At 64.7% G+C, this 18,153-nt stretch carries 14 protein-coding genes and 6 tRNA genes; 3 read left to right on the plus strand and 17 right to left on the minus strand.

The window, feature by feature from the left end:
• Positions 1 to 535 precede the first annotated feature (535 nt).
• The 4 genes from C8E02_RS10945 to bcaP all read right to left on the minus strand — a co-directional run bounded on the left by C8E02_RS10945 (position 536) and on the right by bcaP (position 5,241).
• On the minus strand, positions 536 to 1,666 hold the full coding sequence (locus tag C8E02_RS10945) for a tyrosine-type recombinase/integrase (protein ID WP_245961127.1): 1,131 nt from the start codon (positions 1,664 to 1,666) through the stop codon (positions 536 to 538).
• Positions 1,667 to 2,220: 554 nt separating this feature from the next.
• Positions 2,221 to 2,305: transfer RNA gene (locus tag C8E02_RS10950), tRNA-Leu, on the minus strand.
• A gap of 71 nt (positions 2,306 to 2,376) precedes the next feature.
• The gene (locus tag C8E02_RS10955) at positions 2,377 to 3,660 is read right to left on the minus strand and encodes an acetyl-CoA C-acetyltransferase (protein WP_120810801.1); all 1,284 of its coding nucleotides are present in this window, start codon (positions 3,658 to 3,660) and stop codon (positions 2,377 to 2,379) included.
• Between the two features lie 192 nt (positions 3,661 to 3,852).
• Positions 3,853 to 5,241, minus strand: a complete 1,389-nt coding sequence (gene bcaP / locus C8E02_RS10960) for a branched-chain amino acid transporter BcaP (RefSeq protein WP_281268915.1) — start codon at positions 5,239 to 5,241, stop codon at positions 3,853 to 3,855.
• A gap of 148 nt (positions 5,242 to 5,389) precedes the next feature.
• Between bcaP and C8E02_RS17245 the strand changes: the two genes are divergently transcribed.
• Complete coding sequence (locus C8E02_RS17245) at positions 5,390 to 5,698, plus strand: hypothetical protein (protein WP_147424486.1); 309 nt, start codon at positions 5,390 to 5,392, stop codon at positions 5,696 to 5,698.
• A gap of 507 nt (positions 5,699 to 6,205) precedes the next feature.
• On the opposite strand, the gene C8E02_RS10970 is transcribed toward C8E02_RS17245, so the two are convergent.
• The 9 genes from C8E02_RS10970 to C8E02_RS11010 form a co-directional block, all read right to left on the minus strand.
• On the minus strand, positions 6,206 to 6,850 hold the full coding sequence (locus C8E02_RS10970) for a HugZ family pyridoxamine 5'-phosphate oxidase (protein WP_120810804.1): 645 nt from the start codon (positions 6,848 to 6,850) through the stop codon (positions 6,206 to 6,208).
• A gap of 157 nt (positions 6,851 to 7,007) precedes the next feature.
• Positions 7,008 to 7,081 (minus strand) — tRNA-Cys (locus C8E02_RS10975).
• 39 nt (positions 7,082 to 7,120) lie between these two features.
• A tRNA-Gly gene (locus C8E02_RS10980) sits at positions 7,121 to 7,196 on the minus strand.
• Between the two features lie 29 nt (positions 7,197 to 7,225).
• Positions 7,226 to 7,301 (minus strand) — tRNA-Gly (locus tag C8E02_RS10985).
• A gap of 35 nt (positions 7,302 to 7,336) precedes the next feature.
• Positions 7,337 to 7,412: transfer RNA gene (locus tag C8E02_RS10990), tRNA-Gly, on the minus strand.
• A gap of 36 nt (positions 7,413 to 7,448) precedes the next feature.
• A tRNA-Gly gene (locus C8E02_RS10995) sits at positions 7,449 to 7,524 on the minus strand.
• Positions 7,525 to 7,602: 78 nt separating this feature from the next.
• Positions 7,603 to 8,184 carry a CDP-diacylglycerol--glycerol-3-phosphate 3-phosphatidyltransferase gene (gene pgsA, locus C8E02_RS11000; RefSeq protein ID WP_047965652.1) on the minus strand — a complete coding sequence of 194 codons (582 nt, stop codon included), beginning with the start codon at positions 8,182 to 8,184 and terminating at the stop codon, positions 7,603 to 7,605.
• A gap of 17 nt (positions 8,185 to 8,201) precedes the next feature.
• A complete protein-coding gene (gene uvrC / locus C8E02_RS11005; protein ID WP_120810805.1) occupies positions 8,202 to 10,010 on the minus strand; it encodes an excinuclease ABC subunit UvrC in 1,809 nt (602 codons plus the stop codon).
• Positions 10,000 to 10,422 carry a DUF4124 domain-containing protein gene (locus C8E02_RS11010; RefSeq protein ID WP_120810806.1) on the minus strand — a complete coding sequence of 141 codons (423 nt, stop codon included), beginning with the start codon at positions 10,420 to 10,422 and terminating at the stop codon, positions 10,000 to 10,002. The genes uvrC and C8E02_RS11010 overlap by 11 nt, the downstream gene beginning before the upstream one ends.
• Positions 10,423 to 10,593: 171 nt before the next feature.
• Here C8E02_RS11010 and guaB point away from each other — a divergent pair, with 171 nt between their 5' ends.
• A complete protein-coding gene (guaB, locus tag C8E02_RS11015; protein ID WP_120810934.1) occupies positions 10,594 to 12,057 on the plus strand; it encodes an IMP dehydrogenase in 1,464 nt (487 codons plus the stop codon).
• A gap of 90 nt (positions 12,058 to 12,147) precedes the next feature.
• Here guaB and C8E02_RS11020 read toward each other — a convergent pair whose 3' ends face one another.
• From C8E02_RS11020 to C8E02_RS11035, 4 genes are all read right to left on the minus strand, one after another.
• Complete coding sequence (locus C8E02_RS11020; protein WP_047965654.1) at positions 12,148 to 13,545, minus strand: EAL and HDOD domain-containing protein; 1,398 nt, start codon at positions 13,543 to 13,545, stop codon at positions 12,148 to 12,150.
• Between the two features lie 62 nt (positions 13,546 to 13,607).
• A complete protein-coding gene (gene aroC, locus C8E02_RS11025; protein WP_120810807.1) occupies positions 13,608 to 14,708 on the minus strand; it encodes a chorismate synthase in 1,101 nt (366 codons plus the stop codon).
• A 254-nt stretch (positions 14,709 to 14,962) separates the two neighbouring features.
• Positions 14,963 to 15,592: a 2OG-Fe(II) oxygenase gene (locus C8E02_RS11030; protein WP_120810808.1), complete on the minus strand. Its 630-nt coding sequence runs from the start codon at positions 15,590 to 15,592 to the stop codon at positions 14,963 to 14,965.
• A gap of 143 nt (positions 15,593 to 15,735) precedes the next feature.
• A complete protein-coding gene (locus C8E02_RS11035; RefSeq protein WP_120810935.1) occupies positions 15,736 to 16,659 on the minus strand; it encodes an alpha/beta hydrolase family protein in 924 nt (307 codons plus the stop codon).
• 205 nt (positions 16,660 to 16,864) lie between these two features.
• Here C8E02_RS11035 and C8E02_RS11040 point away from each other — a divergent pair, with 205 nt between their 5' ends.
• Positions 16,865 to 18,118 carry a DEAD/DEAH box helicase gene (locus tag C8E02_RS11040; RefSeq protein WP_120810809.1) on the plus strand — a complete coding sequence of 418 codons (1,254 nt, stop codon included), beginning with the start codon at positions 16,865 to 16,867 and terminating at the stop codon, positions 18,116 to 18,118.
• Positions 18,119 to 18,153 lie beyond the last annotated feature (35 nt).

Genomic DNA, 18,153 nt, shown 5'->3' on the forward strand with positions numbered 1-18,153 from the left:
TGACATGATTGGGGGGGGGAGCTCAGCGGCTTGTATGATGAGCAAGGAAATGCAACGCGAGGGCGAGATCCGTATAGTGCAGAAAGCACAAAATATGTGGAGTGCAACGGGTGCCATTGTTGTGTCTTCACCCTTTGCCATGTCCGAGTATTTGTCCCCTCAGGTGTGGAATGCAATTTCTAGACTGTTGAAAAATGCCAAGTGAATTGTGGATAACATTGTTATGTTATTGATGGTTGTTTTGTTGCCTGGCGCATTGTCGGAAATGGAACAATGAACCTGCGACGCAAACGCCCCAAGCGGCGTGTGGCAGCCGCTCATCGACTAGCACAGCTGCACTCTGCTATTGCTTGGACGTCCGCTTCTCAGAATTTCGAGTGACGGCTTCGGGTCGAGATCGAGCCTAAACTGCTGAGGAAAGCAGTCATTCAGACTGGGGTTGTCGCCACGTGCCGCTAGCTGACTGATTGCTGACGTTGCACAGGGTACATCCCAGTGGCCGCTAAGGCCGACAAGCGGCCAACAGAACTCTGCCCTATCCCCTACTCCGCTTGAAGTCCACCGGCCGCACGTTCACACCCTGTTGTGCGTCCAAGAAGTTCGCCCACCACTGCATCAGCTTGCGCCGTTCGTCCAGATATTCGGCGCGGTGATACGCCGCCCGCACCTTGTTGCGTTCGGCGTGGGCCAGCTGGCGTTCGATGATGTCCGGATCGAAACCCTCTTCATTCAGCGTAGTGGATGCCAGCGCACGGAAGCCGTGCGGGGTGGCCACGCCCTTGTAGCCCATGCGCCCCATGGCATAGCTCAGGGTGTTTTCACTCATCGGCCGGTCGTGGTCGGTCATGGCCGGGAACAGTAGCGCACCGCGCCCGCTCAGGGGCCGCAGGCTGGCCAGCAGGGCAAGGGCTTGCTGTGACAGGGGCACGATGTGCCGCACGCGCATTTTCATGCGCTCGGCCGGGATACGCCATTCCGCCCACTCGATGTCGAATTCCTCCCAGCGGGCCGCGCGCAATTCACCAGGTCGCACAAAAGTCAGCACCAGCAGGTGCATGGCGATGCGGGTTGGTTCGTAAAGCTTGGCCGCAGCCAGCCGACGGTAAAACTCGGGCAGCTCGCCACGCGGCATCGCGGGACGGTGCTCCACTTTGGCGGCGGTCAGCACGCCGGACAGGGCAAGGGCCGGGTTGATGGCCAATCGCCCCGTCTGCACGCCGTAGCGCAGCACGGCGCTGATACGCTGCAACACGCGCCTTACTGTCTCGATGGCGCCGCGCTTTTCCACCTTGCGGACGGTGGCGAGGATTTGAGGGGCTGACAGATCGGTGATGGCGATGTTGCCCAGATCGGGGAAGGCGTCATTCTGCAGTGACTCCAACACGCGGCGAGCGTGGTCCGGCGTCCAGCGCGGCAGCTGCTTTTCATACCATTCATGCGCCAACAAGGCGAAGGCATTGGCGCTGGCCTCTTTGGCGGCGATCTTGGCCGCTTTCTTGGCATCGCCCGGGTTCACCCCTTCCGCCAGCTGCTTGCGTGCCTCTGCGGTCTTCTCACGCGCCTCGGCCAGCGAGACAGCCGGATACGTACCCAAAGCCAGCTTGCACGGCTTGCCAAGATGGCGATAGCGGTACAGCCAGCGTTTACCGCCCCAGGTACAGGGCATCACCATCGGTCAGCTGATACGGTTTGTCTTGGGGCTTGACCTGCTTTATGGCCAGATCAATCAACGCCATGCTTGTGTACCTTTTGCGGTGTACTCTTTTCGCCCGTCAGGCTGGTGCATGGGCACCCGCCGCGCCCGGCTTTGCCGGACTCAAGGCCGGCTTGCAGGGCTTTGAGGCCCCCGATTGGCGCAATTTATCGTGTCATCATAGTGACACCCCGAAATGTCACTACGACAAACTTTCAAAAAATCCTTTAAAAACAATGCTGTCACTATGTCACTACCGTCACTACGCATTTTTAGAGGGGTCGGCAAAAGCAGAACAACACACGCCCATCTCCGACAAGGTGCCGCCCGGCATGGCAGGACACACACACATTGATGACAGGCAGGTGTGTACCTTTTTCCGGCGCCGCAAAAAAGGTACACAAAAAGGTACACAAAAAAGCCGGATGTTACTGGACGTTGCCGCACGCTACCGGACAACAAAAAACCCGCAAAGCCTTGTAGCTAGCGGGTTTCTGTTCTGTCTTGGACTTCCTTGGAAGTCAGCGTGGTGCCCCCGACCGGAATCGAACCGGTACAGCTTGCGCCGAGGGATTTTAAGTCCCTTGTGTCTACCAATTTCACCACAGGGGCACAGACAGGGCGCTGATTCTAGCGCATAAGCGCTGCCGGCGGCAATCTGCGGCCAAGCCTGGCCGCCTTGCTCAGCGTGACAGGATGGCGGTGACGCCCTGGCCGCCGGCGGCGCAGATCGAGATCAGGCCGCGGCCGCTGCCCTTTTCCGCCAGCAGCTTGGCCAGCGTCGCCACCACGCGGCCGCCGGTGGCGGCAAACGGGTGGCCGGCGGCGATGGAGCTGCCGTTGACGTTGAGCTTGCTGCGGTCGATGCTGCCCAGCGCCGCCGGCAGGCCGAGGCGGTCGCGGCAGAAGTCGTCCGATTCCCATGCGGCCAGCGTGCACAGCACCACCGCGGCGAAGGCTTCGTGGATTTCGTAGAAATCAAAGTCCTGCAGGCTGAGGCCATGCTTTTGCAGCAGGCGCGGAATGGCATACGCCGGCGCCATCAGCAGCCCTTCGCGCTCGTCGACAAAGTCCACCGCCGCGACTTCGCCGGCGTCGAGCCAGGCCAGTACCGGCAGATTGTTGGCCGCCGCCCACGCCTCGCTGGCCAGCAGCACGGCCGAGGCGCCATCGGTGAGCGGCGAGGCGTTGGCGGCGGTGATGCTGCCATTGCTGCGCTCGAAGGCTGGCGCCAGTGTCGCCATTTTCTGCAGCGTACTGTCCGGGCGCAGGTTGTTGTCGCGCTGCAGGCCGTGGTACGGCATCACCAGATCGTCGAAAAAACCGCGCTGGTAGGCGGCGGCCAACCTTTGGTGGCTGGCCAGCGCCAGCTCGTCCTGCGCCTGGCGGCTGATGCCGTAGCGCTGGGCGGTGATCTCGGCGTGCTGACCCATGGATTTGCCGGTGCGCGGCTCGGCGTTGGCCGGCAACTCCGGCAGCAGGTGCGCCGGCTTCAGTACGCGCAGCAGGTGCCGGAGCTTGGCGCCGCTGCCCTTGGCGGCGTTGAGGTCCATCAGCGCGCGCTGCAGGCCGCGGTGCACCGCCACCGGCGCGTCCGAGGTGGTGTCGCTGCCGCAGGCAATGCCGACGTCGATCTGGCCGAGCGCAATCTTGTTGGCGACCAGGATGGCCGCTTCCAGCCCGGTGCCGCAGGCCTGCTGCACGTCGTAAGCCGGAGTGGCCGGGTGCAGGCCGGACGACAGCACGCACTCGCGCACCAGGTTCCAGTCGCGGGCGTGCTTCATCACCGCGCCGCCGACCACTTCGCCCAGCACCTTGCCGTGCAGGCCGTATTTGTCCACCAGCCCGCGCAGGGTATCGGTGAGCATGGTGTGGTTGGAGAGCTGGGCGTAGGCGGTGCCGGAGCGGGCAAAGGGAATGCGGTTGGCGCCGACGATGGCGACCTTGCGGGGCTGGCCGTGAAGCATGGGGAATCCTCGTGTGCGGTGATGGTGTGTTGTTATGGTGTGGCCGCGCACCGGGCGCGGCGGTCAACTATTAAACACCCGTTTCAAACACCGCGGCAATGTGTGCCGCCGGCACGGCCACCCAGCACAAAGCAATGCGGCCAACCTTGAACCCAAGGTTGGCCGCATCCATTTAGCACCGCTGACAGCGGATCAGCGTGGCTTGTGCAGCAGCGAATTGCGTCGCGAATAGCCGAAGTACACGCCGAGGCCGATCAGCAGCCAGCCGACAAAGAACACCCAGGTCAGCGCCGACAGCTGCGTCATCAGGAACACGCAGAACAGGATCGCCAGCGCCGGCACATACGGCACCGCCGGGCAGTAGAACTTGCGCGGCAGGTCCGGCTCGCGCTTGCGCAGCACGATCACCGCCAGCGCGATCAGCGAGAACGCGGCCAGGGTGCCGATGTTGACCAGCTCCGCCAGCGTGTGCAGCGGCACGAAACCGGCGATCAGCGCGATCACCGTGCCGACCATCCACGTCGCCTTGTACGGGGTACCGTATTTCGGATTGATGTCGGAGAACACCTTAGGCAGCAGGCCGTCGCGCGACATCGCCAGCAGGATACGGGTCTGGCCGTAGGTCATCACCAGGATCACCGTCATCATGCCGAGGATGGCGCCCAGATCGACAAAACCGGCAAACCAGTCCAGCTTCGCCACCTGCAGCGCCAGCGACACCGGATGGTCGATGCCGGCAAACTGCGCGTACGGCACGATGCCGGTCATGATCGCGGACACGATCACGTACAGCAGCGAGCAGATCGCCAGCGACCAGATCACCCCGCGCGGAATGTCGCGTGCCGGGTCCTTCACCTCTTCCGCCGCGCAGGTCACCGCATCGAAGCCGAGGAAGCTGAAGAACACGATGGCCGCACCGTGGAACACGCCGTCAAAGCCGTATGGCAGCGCCGGCGACCAGTTCACCGGCTTCACGTGCCACATGCCGATGACGATGAACAGCACCACCACGGCGACCTTGATCATCACCACGATATTGTTGATGCGCTTGGATTCCTTGATCCCGAACGCCAGCAAGCCGGTGATGATCATCGCGATGCAGAACGCCGGCAGGTTGAACAGCGTGTCCTTGCCCGGCACCGCGCCGGCGGCCGCCGTCAGCGCCTCTGGCAGGGTGATGCCGAAGCCGGCCAGCAGGCTCTGGAAATAGCCGGACCAGCCCACCGACACCGCCGACGACGCCAGCAGGTACTCCAGCATCAGGTCCCAGCCGATGATCCACGCCACCAGCTCACCCAGCGTGGCGTAGGCGTAGGTATAGGTCGAACCGGAAATCGGCAGCATCGCCGCAAATTCCGCGTAGCACAGCGCGGCAAAACCGCAGGCCAGCGCGCCGATCACGAACGACAGCACCAGCCCCGGCCCGGCCACGGTGGCACCGGTGCCGGTCAGCACGAAAATCCCGGTGCCGATAATGGCACCAATCCCCAGCATGGTCAGGTCAAACGCCGTCAGTTCCTTGCGCAATCCTTGAGAGGTCTGCGCGAACGCCAGCATGCCCTGAACGCTTTTCTTGCGCATCAAGCCCATGTATTCCTTGTCCCTAATGTTGGCCGCAGCGGCTGCCTGTCGTTATTCAAGGCGGCAATCCGGCTGGCGGCAGATCGTCTGATTTGTCCAGGGTTTGCCAGCGCTGCTGTCGCCCGCTGCCGGGGGCGAGCACAGTACCGTGACAAACAAGGGGCGGGATGTTACCGCAAGCACCGGAGCCGGCAAATACGCCGATCGGCGCCTGTCTTTACGCCGCTTGCCCGACACCAGCGGCGCCACTGCAGAAAACGTCTCCGATTATTCATTTCGGCAAATAATGTTGCCCAAGGCGGTCAATGGCAGCCACAAATTCAGCCATGCACGCTTTTGGCATAGCTGTGACGACAAACATAAATTTGCATACAATCGATCAAAAACATTCGATTTTTGGCACAGCTCACCACAAAAACTGTTCCACCCTCGGCCAAACGGCAGCATTTCGGACTGAATTGCCATCCCGCCACGGCCGGCGACACGCTGCCGCATGAGCGCGACAAGGCCGGTAAACAACCTTGCCAGCTGCGGTGCTGGAGCTGGATCTTGCCCTTGGACGGGTACGCGGGCTGGTACGGCGCACAGTCTGGCGCGCAGGGCCAACCGAAGGTTGGCCGCAGCCCGATCTGCGCCGTGATGGGGTGTGGAGATGCGGCCGGCGCTCGGTGCGCGACCGTTGCCAGACTGGGCAGGCAGGATAGGAAGGGAGATCCGGTCAGAGTGGCGTCAGCGCCGCTCGCTTTGCAAGCTGTCGCGGCCATGCAGCTGGCCGCTCACCGTTGAACACAGGGGGCTTGTCTGCTGGCACAGCTGCCTGTGCGCTATCTCCTGCCCGAGACAACAAACGAGGCCGGAGCAGGCGCCGGCATTACGCTGTAGTCGAACGGCGGCAGCAAGACGCCACCGCGGTGGCCTTTGCGCAGGGCCTTGCCCGCCAGCACAGCCTGCAGGCGGGGCCAGCCTAAGCAGCCGAGGCCAGCCGCGCCTGTGCCGTCGTCAGCAGTGTCGCCTCGTTTGCCGGCGCGGCGAAGTCCAGTCGCTGCCGCACGCCGTCGCGCAGCACATCCAGCCCGCAGACATCCAGCCCCAGCAGCTGCAGCGTGGCGTCCGCCGGCGGCAATGCCGCCAGCAGTGCCTGTTCCTGCGCCGCGGCCAGTTGCGGCAACGCGGCCCAGTCGCTGGCATCGACCCAGCCCATGCGGCCGAAGCCGCCGATAAAGCGCAGGCGCTTGGGCTGCAGGCAGAAAAAATGGAAATCGCCCAGCGCCAGGTAATCGGCGAACGCCGGGCAATAGCGCAGCAGCCGCGCCAAGGTGTCCGCGTCCGGCGACATCGCCAGCAGATCGCCCACCAGCGTCATGCGCTCGCCTTGCAGCACGTCGGCACCGCCCTGTTGCAACAGCACGCTGACGCGGCCATCGGCGCGCACATTGCGGCAGTGTTCGGCCAGCTCGCTCATCAGCAGCCACGGCCGGTGCGCTGCATCCAGCGCAAACGGCAACACGGTGACAAACGGGTAGCCCGGCAGCGCCTGCGACTGCGTCGCCAGCGCCAGCGAGCTGCAGCGGTGCAGCAGGGACAGACAATCGGTAACGGGAATGTTCATGGCAAAGGTTGGCCGCAACAGGGAGATGTTCCCAGCTTAGGCAACATCGCCGGGCACGGCAATCGGCGCCGGCAGGCAGTTCTGCGGGACGGGTATCGCAACAGACAAGACGAACAAAACAAAACCCCCAGCAAACTGGGTTTGCTGGGGGTTTGTCTGGAGGCGCGATCCAGAGTCGAACTGGACTGACCGGATTTGCAATCCGGGGCATAACCGCTTTGCTATCGCGCCGTAAGCATGTGATGCTCGCTGTGGCGAATCATCTGAATCTGGAGCGGGAAACGAGGCTCGAACTCGCGACCTCAACCTTGGCAAGGTTGCGCTCTACCAACTGAGCTATTCCCGCAGGGGTACTGCCTGATGCCGTAAATTGTATGGAGCGGGAAACGAGGCTCGAACTCGCGACCTCAACCTTGGCAAGGTTGCGCTCTACCAACTGAGCTATTCCCGCGTCGCATGATACTGCTGTACATCTGTAAAACCGGGTGGAGCGGGAAACGAGGCTCGAACTCGCGACCTCAACCTTGGCAAGGTTGCGCTCTACCAACTGAGCTATTCCCGCGTCGCATGGTACTGCTGTACATCTGTAAAACCGGTGTGGAGCGGGAAACGAGGCTCGAACTCGCGACCTCAACCTTGGCAAGGTTGCGCTCTACCAACTGAGCTATTCCCGCATCACTTCTCGTCGTCGCTGTGTTACTGCGTTGTCGAGAGCTGCGAATTATAATGACCAAAAAATTATTGTCAACCTCTCACAGCTCGATTTTTTTGCCGGAAAACTGCGTGGCGGCCATCTTCAGGTAGTAAACCATTGACCACAAAGTCAAAATAATGGCGACCACCATGAAAATATTTCCGAGGATCAGGGTGTCGATGGCCGGCAATACCGGGCCGGCGTACAACAACAACAGAATGGCGATCATCTGCGCCGCCGTTTTCAGCTTGCCGATATAGGCCACCGCCACACTACCGCGGCTGCCCTGCGCCGCCATCCACTCGCGCAAGGCCGAAATCGCGATCTCGCGCCCGATGATGATCATCGCCATCCAGCCCTCGGTGCGCCCCAGCTCCACCAGCAGGATCAGCGCCGCCGCCACGATCAGCTTGTCGGCCACCGGGTCCAGAAAGGCGCCAAAGGCCGAGGTCTGCCCCAGGCGACGCGCCAGGTAGCCGTCCAGCCAGTCGGTGGCCGCAGCCAGTGCAAAGATGAAGGCGCCGAGGCTATTGCGATGGTGGGACAGCAGCACGCTGTCGGGGAGAAAGAACACGGCCACGCAGACGGGGATCAGGGCGACGCGCAGCCAGGTCAGGAAAATCGGCAGGTTGAAGGGCATTATCCGGGTGTCTTTATTCAGTGCAGGGCTTGGTAAATTTTTTCTGCCAGCGCGCGGCTGATGCCGTCTACTTGCGCCAGATCGTCGATGCTTGCCGCCACCACGCCGCGCAGGCCGCCGAAACGGGTCAGCAGCCGCTGGCGCCGTGTCGGGCCGACGCCGGCGATGTCCTCCAGCGTCGAACTGGTGCGCGCCTTGGCGCGGCGCGCGCGGTGGCCGGTGATGGCGAAACGGTGCGCCTCGTCGCGCACGGTCTGGATCAGGTGCAGCGCGGCGTGATCGCGCGGCAATTGTAGCGTCTTTTGCAGATGGGGAACGATCAACGTTTCCAGCCCCGGTTTGCGGCTTTCACCCTTGGCGACACCGACAATCGGCACGTCGACGCCGACCTCGGCCAGCACTTCCAGCGCCACGCCGACCTGGCCCTTGCCGCCGTCGATCAGCAGCACGTCGGGCAGCCTGCCCTCGCCGGCCGCCAGTTTGCTGTAGCGCCGGGTCAGCGCCTCGCGCATGGCGCCGTAGTCGTCACCGGCGGCAGCGGTCTCGATATTGAAGCGCCGGTATTCCGACGGCTGCATGCCGCCACGGTCGTACACCACGCACGACGCCACGGTGGCCTCGCCCATGGTGTGGCTGATGTCGAAGCACTCCAGCCGCGCCACCTCCTCCACTTCCATCAGCTGCGCCAACGCTGCGAGGCGGGCGTTCTGGCTGGCGGCACTGGCCAGGCGCTGGCTGATCGCCAGCTGCGCGTTCTTCTGTGCCATCTCCAGCCACACGCGGCGTTCGCCGATCGGGTTGCTGATGAAGACCAGCCGCTTCTGCGCTTGCTCGACCAGCAGCTGCTGCAGCTCCGGCGCCACCGTTTCGTTGTGGATGATGGCCGCCGGCAGCGGTGCGCCGAGGTAATGCTGGGCGAGGAAGGCCTCAAGGTTGGCCGCAAGGCTGTCGGCGGCGTTGAGCGGGAACAGGCTCTTGTCGCCGAGGTGACGGCCACCACGGATCATCACCAGGTTGACGCAGACTACGCCGCCTTCGCTGGCGATGGCGATTACGTCGGCATCGAGCTGGCTGGTATTGCTGGAAATGAACTGCTTCTCCTGCACCCGCGCCAGCGCCTGGATCTGGTCGCGCAATTCGGCCGCCTGCTCGAAATGCATCGCATCCGATGCGGCCAACATGCGCGCGGTAAGCAGGTCGATCAGCTCGTTGTGCTTGCCCTGCAGGAAGGTGACCGCGCTCTGCACGTCGGCACGGTAGGCTTCGCTGCTGATCTCGCCGGTGCACGGCGCCGAGCAGCGCTTGATCTGGAACAGCAGACAGGGGCGCGAGCGGTTGGCGAACACACTGTCCTCGCAGGTGCGCAGGCGGAACACCTTCTGCAGCACCTGGATGCTTTCGCGCACCGCGTAGCCGTTGGGATAGGGGCCGAAGTACTGGTGCGGCTTTTTCGGCTCACCGCGGAAATAAGCCAGCTGCGGGAAGGCGTGCCCGGACACCATCAGGTAGGGATAGGACTTGTCGTCGCGGAACAGGATGTTGTACTTGGGGGTCAGCGCCTTGATCAGGTTGTTTTCCAGGATCAGCGCTTCGGCCTCGCTGCGCACCACGGTGGTGTCGATGGCGGCAATCTGGCGCACCATCAGCTGGATGCGCGGGCTGTGGTCGCTCTTCTGGAAGTAGGAGCTGACGCGCTTCTTCAGGTCGATGGCCTTGCCGACGTACAGCACGTTGCCGGCGGCATCGAGCATGCGGTACACCCCCGGCAGGCTCGGCAAATTGGCCAGGAAGGCCTTGGCGTCGAAGGCCGGTGGTTTAGTTGCCACACCAGGTCCTGACGTGATCGCGCGCGGCGGCGATGGCGGCGCCCAGCGTCGCCTCCGACTGCGGCGCGGCCTTGGTGGTCGCCTTGGGCTGGTTCAGGCTTTCCAGTTTGGCCAGATGGGTACGCGCAGTGCTGCAGTTTTCCTGCTTGATCTTGCGGTTGTGCTCGTCGATGCGGTCGTTGAGCTGCTTCACCTGCTGCGGCAGGCCGCCGTCGCTGGCCGGTGCCGAGGCTGGGCTGGCCGCCGCGGCCGGCAGCGGGCGCAGCTTCACCGTTTCCGACTTGCGGCCCTGCGGTGGCGGCTGGTCGGAAAACACGGTGCGGCCATTGCCGTCCACCCAGCGATAGACCTGTGCCTGCGCCGCCGTTACCAGCAGCAGTGCCCCCAGAAACACCCCGTAAACAGCCTTCATCACCTCTCGCCTCCCGCCTTACCATGAACCGCCATTCTAGCGTGCGCCCGCCATGGCAGACAGCTTTGTTGCGACCATGCCCGCCAGCGGCGCGCACCTCATTCACCACTGCCTTTTGCACTGCGTGCGCGGGATCGGTATAATGCGTTTTTGCCGCTAAAGGAAAGCAAGATGCGCATCATCGAGAAGGCCTACACTTTCGACGACGTTCTCCTCGTGCCGGCCCACTCCGCCGTTCTGCCACGTGACGTTGCCCTGTCCACTCGCCTCACCCGTAACATCAGCCTGAATCTGCCCCTGGTCTCCGCTGCAATGGATACCGTCACCGAATCGCGTCTGGCGATTGCGATGGCCCAGGAAGGCGGCATCGGCATCATTCACAAGAATATGACCGCCGAGCAGCAAGCGCTGGAAGTGTCCAAGGTGAAGCGTTACGAAAGCGGCGTGGTCAAGGACCCGATCACCATCGCCCCGGACATGCTGGTACGCGACCTGGTGTTGCTGACCCGTCAGCACAAGATCTCCGGTCTGCCCGTGGTTCAGGATGGCAAGGTAGTGGGTATCGTCACCAACCGTGACCTGCGTTTCGAGACCCGTCTCGACCAGCCGGTGGCCTCCATCATGACCCCGCGCGAGCGTCTGGTGACGGTGAAGGAAGGTGGCAGCATCGATGAAGCGCGCGAGCTGATGCACAAGCATCGCCTGGAGCGGGTACTGGTGATCAACGACGCCTTCGAGCTGAAGGGTCTGATTACCGTCAAGGACATCGTCAAGACCAGCGAACACCCGAACGCCAACAAGGACAGCCAGGGTCGCCTGCGCGTCGGCGCGGCAGTCGGCACCGGTGGCGACACCGCCGACCGCGTGGCAGCACTGGTAGCTGCCGGCGTCGACGTGATCGTGGTCGATACCGCCCACGGTCACAGCCAGGGCGTACTGGACCGCGTGAAGTGGGTGAAGGACACCTTCCCGCAGGTGGACGTGATCGGTGGCAACATCGCCACCGCCGACGCTGCCCGCGCCCTGGTGGCTGCCGGCGCCGACGGCGTGAAAGTGGGCATCGGCCCAGGCTCGATCTGCACTACCCGTATCGTGGCCGGTGTCGGCGTACCGCAGCTGACCGCCATCCACAACGTGTCCGAAGCGCTGAAAGGCACCGGCGTGCCGATGATCGCCGACGGCGGCATCCGCTTCTCCGGTGACATCTCCAAGGCGCTGGCCGCCGGCGGCAACGCCGTGATGCTGGGCGGCATGTTCGCCGGCACCGAAGAAGCCCCGGGCGAAGTCGAGCTGTACCAGGGCCGTTCCTACAAGTCCTACCGTGGCATGGGCAGCCTGGGCGCAATGAGCCAGGGTTCCGCCGACCGCTACTTCCAGGACGGCAACAGCAACGCCGACAAGTTCGTGCCGGAAGGCATCGAAGGCCGTGTCGCCTACAAGGGCCCGATCGCCCAGGTGATCCACCAGCTGGTAGGCGGCCTGCGCTCCTCGATGGGCTACCTGGGTTGCAAGACCATCGACGAAATGCACGACAAGGCCGGCTTTGTGGAGATCACTTCCGCCGGCATGCGCGAGTCGCACGTGCACGACGTACAGATCACCAAGGAAGCACCGAACTACAACGTCGGCGGTTAAGCCCCCCAACGTTGGCCGCAAAAAACCCCCTGTTGCGAAACAGGGGGTTTTTTTGTTGACTGCCGGCACCTGACGGCAGCGGCAGCCGGCTTATTCCGACTGCACCAGGATTTCCTGCGCCCACACCATGGCGTCGATGTGCGCCTTGTTGACGTCGGCTGGCTCCAGCTTCAGCAGCTCGGCCAGCGCCACGATGCGGTCGGCGTTGTCCTGCTCCGCAGAAATGGCCAGCGCCAGATACGGCGCGAACATGCCGCGCTGGTTGAGCAGTGCATCGGCCACCGTCGGCGGCAGGTCCAGCGGCGACAGCGCGCTGGCCATCTCCACATGCATCAGCGCGTCCAGCAGCGAGAACATGCCGGACAGGAACAGGTGCTCGCACTCCAGGCGGTTGTTGCCGCCCAGCTTGCCCAGCGTCTCCATGAAGCGGGCGCGGAACAGCGAGCGCTCCAGCAGCGCCACCGAGCGGCCATCGTCCTTGCGCGAGGTGAACAGCAGCAGCGTCAGCCACTTGAACAGCGATTCGCGTCCCAGCAGCAGCAGCGACTCCTCGATCGACATCACCTTGCGCGACAGGCCGTTGGCCGGCGAGTTGATGAAGCGCAGCAGCTTGAACAGCAGCACCGAATCCAGCTTGAACTGGGCGTCGATCTCCTGCGTTTCCGCCCCGGCGCGCAGCAGGCGCATGATTTCCAGCACCCGCATCTGGCTGGCGTCGGCCTTGCCGGCGGACTGCGAGCGTACCGCGGTCAGGAACGCGCCCTGGAACAGCACGAAGCGCTTGGCGGCGCCCGGTGTCTTGACACAGACATCGAAATCCTCGCTGGAGCTGATATTGCGCGCATACCAGCGCGCGGCGGGATAACGCGCCAGCATCTGGTCCATGAACGGTGCCAGCACCTCGTCGGCGGCGCCGCTGAAGTCGAGGATCAGCAGGTCGATGCGGGAGAACAGCTCGTCCTGCAGCGCCTCCGGCAGCACGCGGCGGTCGAACAGCGACGGCTCCAGCGCAAAGCGGCGGCCCTGCGCGCGATGCTGGTCGATCAGCGCGATGGTGCTGTTGCTGACCGGATCGTCGATCGCCGGGTTGAGCACGAAATAGACGCGGTCGCTGGGGAAAGCCTCCAGCGACGCGTCCTGCAGCGACAGCGTCGACACGTGCACCAGCGCACGGCGCGAATTCAGCAGCCGGAACACGTCCATGTTGATCAGGGTGCTGATCATCAGCCGGTCGAACTGCAGCCACTGCCCGGCCGACGACTCGCGGCGCTTGACGGTATCGCGCACCATGAACTCGTAGGCCACCACCCGCTGCTGCAGGTCGTGCAGCGGCTGATGGGTGACAAAGCCCAGCGTGTGCGGCAACACGATATTGTCGCCACTCTCCGCGGCCGGCGTGCTGGCGGCGGCGGTTTTCACCTCGCGGCTTTCCTTGGCTTCCTGTGCTTGTCCCTTGCCGGTCAAGCTGCCAAACAGACTTTTGAACATGGCAAACCCTATTGTGTGCGAACGACGGGCAGCCTGACGCTGCCTCTTGGATGGAAGAGCGCTTAGCCGATGCGGCCGGGAATGCGCGGGGTATCGACCCGCACATCGCCGCACTGCGCGCGGTGGCGCAGCGCGTGGTCGATCAGCACCAGTGCCAGCATCGCCTCGGCGATCGGCGTGGCACGGATGCCGACACAAGGATCATGGCGGCCGTGGGTCTCGACCATGATCGCCTCGCCGGCCTTGTTGATAGAGCGGCGCGGCTGCGCGATCGACGACGTCGGCTTGATCGCCATCGACACTTCGATCTGCTGGCCGGTGGAAATGCCGCCGAGGATGCCGCCGGCGTGATTGCTGGCAAAACCCTGCGGCGTCAGCTCGTCACCGTGCTCGCTACCGCGCTGGGTGACGCAGCCGAAGCCGGCACCGATCTCGACGCCCTTCACCGCGTTGATGTTCATCATCGCGTAGGCGATGTCGGCGTCGAGGCGGTCGTACACCGGCTCGCCCCAGCCCACCGGCACATTGTCGGCCACCACGCGCAGGCGCGCGCCGACCGAATCCAGGCTCTTGCGGATGCTGTCCATGTACGCTTCCAGCGCGTCGACCTTGCTGGCGTCGGCGGCGAAGAACGGGTTGTTGCCGACCTCGTCCCAGCTCTGGAACGGGATCTCGATGTCGCCGATCTGCGTCATGTGGCCGCGGATCACGATGCCGTATTGTTCATGCAGCCATTTCTTGGCGATAGCGCCGGCGGCGACGCGCACCGCGGTCTCGCGCGCCGAGGAACGGCCGCCACCGCGCGGGTCGCGGATGCCGTACTTGTGCCAGTAGGTGTAGTCGGCGTGGCCGGGGCGGAAGGTGTCGGCGATATTGCCGTAGTCCTTGCTGCGCTGGTCGGTGTTGCGGATCAGCAGCGCGATCGGCGTGCCGGTGGTCTTGCCCTCGTACACGCCGGACAGGATCTCGACGGTGTCCGGCTCGCGGCGCTGGGTAACGTGGCGGCTGGTGCCGGGCTTGCGGCGGTCCAGCTCGGCCTGGATGTCGGCTTCGGACAGGGTCATGCCCGGAGGGCAGCCGTCAACAATGCAGCCGATTCCCGGCCCGTGGCTTTCGCCGAATGAAGTAACAGTAAACAGCAGGCCCATGCTATTGCCAGACATCGCTTTATCCTTGCCTATTTTTTGGTGATCGCTGCTGATTCTAGCACGGACCGGCAACGCTGCCGGCGCTTGCACAGCGTCACAATTCACCAAACCGCACCGCCGCCGGGCCGCGTCGCCGGGCGCGCGCCACCCGTTAAAACGGCGTCATTATCGTGCCGGCGGCCCGGACGTGCCGGTCGACAACATGGCGGCCAACGTTGGCCGCAAAAAAAGCGCCCCGCAGGGCGCTGTGCTTGTGGCGAAGCGGCCGCTCACCACGGCATGTTGCCGCCGCGGCGGCGGTACCAGCCGGTGACCGACAGCCGCTGCTGCCGTGCCGGCAGCACCTCGTGCCAGAAGCGGTCGGACAGGAACAGTACCAGCGTGCAGGCTTCCGGCTCGACGTCGATGAACTCGCGGCAGTCGGCATCCAGATACAGGCGGATCTGGCCGCCGGCGTCCTGCGGCCAGGCTTCGTTCAGATAGAACACCGTGGTCAGCGTGCGCGCGTCGTCATCCTGGAAGCGGTCGAGATGCTTCTTGTAGAACGCGCCTTCCGGATACACCGCGAAGTGCGACTCCAGCTCGACGAGGCCGAGGTACAGGCCACGATTGACCGCCTGCATGATGTCGTCCATCGCCGCGTTGTAGGCCTGCACCGCCGGCAGCGCCGCCACCTGGTCCAGCCACAGCACCGAATCGGAACGGATCTCGGCGCGGCGTGCCTGGCCGTCGGCGCGGCCGGTGGCGGCCTCGTGGAACAGGCCCTGCTGCCACACCTCAAGGCAGGCGGTGCGCAGGTTGGCGGTAATGGCAGCGGACAGCGCGTGCGGGATCACCACCCAGCCCTCGCTGGCGAGGGTGTCGATGACGTGGTCGAGGTCGAATTGCAGCTGGGACATGGCCGGAAACGGTCGCAAGGATAAACACAGCCCGCTTTCTACCACAGCCGGCCGCCGGCGGCGAATGCGCCAGGTCAAGCCCGTCGCAGTTTCCCGCCTGGCATCAACGCCGGCTTGCGGCCAACGTTGGCCGCAAGCCGTGCTCAGTAGTTTTCCTGCACCATGCCGTAGCGGCCGGCCAGCCATTCCAGCACCAGCGGGAAATGGTCGCGCACCGCGTCGGGGTGGGTCAGCAGGCTGACGTGGTTGTAGTCGTGGCGATGGCCGCTGTGGCGCGCCAGCAGCCGCAGCCGCGACAGGTGCGCACCGCTTTCGTCGCGAAAGCGCTTCACGTCGGCCGGGTGGCCGCGACAGGGATCGTTCTGCGCGGCGAAGTACAGCGCCGGCGGCAGTTGCAGCGTCTGCGCCGCCTGGCGGTAGTCGAAGCGGTCGTCGCTGTCCAGCCACGGCCGATTCTGTGCCCAGAGCTTGCTCTGGCGGTGGCTCTTGTCGGTTTCGTCGTCGGCGCCGAGGCCGAGGCGGCGCGCCGGCAGGTAGCCGACGCTGCGGCACAGCAGGCGGCCGACGATGTTCCACAGCAGGTCGACTTCCAGGAGCTTGTTGAGATTGCGCACCTGCACGCTGCGCTTGCTGCCGAAGTAGACCAGGCTGGCCACCTGCGCGATCAGCTGCGGCTGGCGCAGCAGGCAGCTGCTCATGTGCACGCCACCCCAGGAGTGCGCCATCCAGTGCACCGCCACCTCGCCCTTCAGCCGGCGGATCGCCGCCTGCAGCGCCGGCAGGTCTTCGGTGATGGTTTCGGTCTGGCCGTGACGCGCGCCGCGGCCGATGCGCGGCGTGCTGCGGCCGCGACCGCGCAGGTCGGCGACGAACACGTCGTAGCCGTGGCGCGCCAGATAGTGCGCCAGCCCCTTGCCATTGTCGGAATAGAAGATGCGGCCGTTGGCCATCACCCCGTGCAGCAGCAGCACCGGCGCGCCGTCCTTTTCCGGATGGCGGATGCGCTTCAGGTACAGCGTGTCGGTGGCGGTGACCGGCACCCACAGATCGTGTTCGCGGTTTGTCATGATTCCTCGTGTGTCGCGGATGATGGTCTGCGCCATCATTAAAACAAGCGATTGAATCATCCAAGGGAATGACGCTGGCGTCAATCGGCTGCCCGCCCCCCGTCTCCCCCCCGCCACGCAGCGGCCCCGGCGTGCATCGCCATAGTGCCGCGCGCCCAAAAGCCGTAGACTGCCGCCTTCACGAATTCACGCCCCGCGCCCGCCCATGCCCTTTTCCACCCTCGGCCTTGACCCGGCGCTGCTGCACGCGCTGGACGAACAGGGCTTCCACACCGCCACCGCCATCCAGCGCGAGGCGATCCCGGCGATCCTGCACGGCCGCGACCTGCTGGCCACCGCCCGCACCGGCTCCGGCAAGACCGCCGCCTACTGCCTGCCGCTGTTGCAGCGCTGGCAGCACGGTCGCCATGACGGCAAGCAACCGACGCTGCTGGTGCTGCTGCCGACGCGCGAGCTGGCGCAACAGGTCGGCAGCGTGCTGCAGCAGCTGGCCCGCCACCTGCCGCCGCCGAAGATCGTCACCGTCTACGGTGGCGTGTCGCTCAATCCGCAGCTGATGGCGCTGCGCGGCGGCGCCGACATCATCGTCGCCACCCCCGGCCGGCTGCTGGAGCTGCTGGCCAACAACGCGCTGCGCCTGAATCAGGTGCGCACCCTGGTGCTGGACGAGGCCGACCGCCTGCTGGAACAGGGCTTTGCCGACGAGCTGGAACAGGTGCTGGCCACGCTGCCGCTACAGCGCCAGACGCTGCTGTTCTCCGCCACCTTTGCGGCCAACGTGCAGCAGCTGGCGACAAAGCTGCTCACCGACGCGCAGCGCATCCACATCGCGGAACAGGCGCCGGACATCCGCCAGCGCGCGATCGAGGTCGATAGCCGTCAGCGTACCGCGCTGCTGTGCCGGCTGATCGCCGAGCAGGAGGGCGCGCGCATGCTGGTCTTCGTCGCCAGCAAGCAGGGCGCCAGCGAACTGGCGCAGACGCTGCAGCGCGAGGGCATCCGCGCCGCCGCGCTGTTCGGCGAGCTGGCGCAAGGCCGCCGCGAACGGGTGCTGGAGAACCTGAAGGACGGCACGCTGCAGGTGATCGTCGCCACCGACCTCGCCGCGCGCGGCATCGACATCCCGGCTCTGCCGGTGGTGATCAACTACGACCTGCCGCGCTCGCCGCAGGACTACACCCACCGCATCGGCCGTACCGGCCGCGCCGGCGAAAGCGGCCTCGCCATCAGCCTGATCGACGCCGACAGCCGCGCCCACTTCCGCCTGATCGAGAAGCGGCTGCAGCTGAAACTGCCGCGCGAGCAGCTGGCCGGCTTCGTGCCGGTTGACGAACCCTCGCCAAGGTTGGCCGCAGCCGACGACAACGGCGGCATCAAGGGCAAGCGCCCGAGCAAGAAGGACAAGCTGCGCGCCGCCGCCGCAGAAGCCGCCGCGCAACAGGCCGCCAAGCCGGACTGAGCTGGGCTGCGCACCGGCAACAAAAAACCCCGCCC

The organism is Vogesella indigofera, from assembly GCF_003633895.1.
Lineage (GTDB): Bacteria > Pseudomonadota > Gammaproteobacteria > Burkholderiales > Chromobacteriaceae > Vogesella > Vogesella indigofera.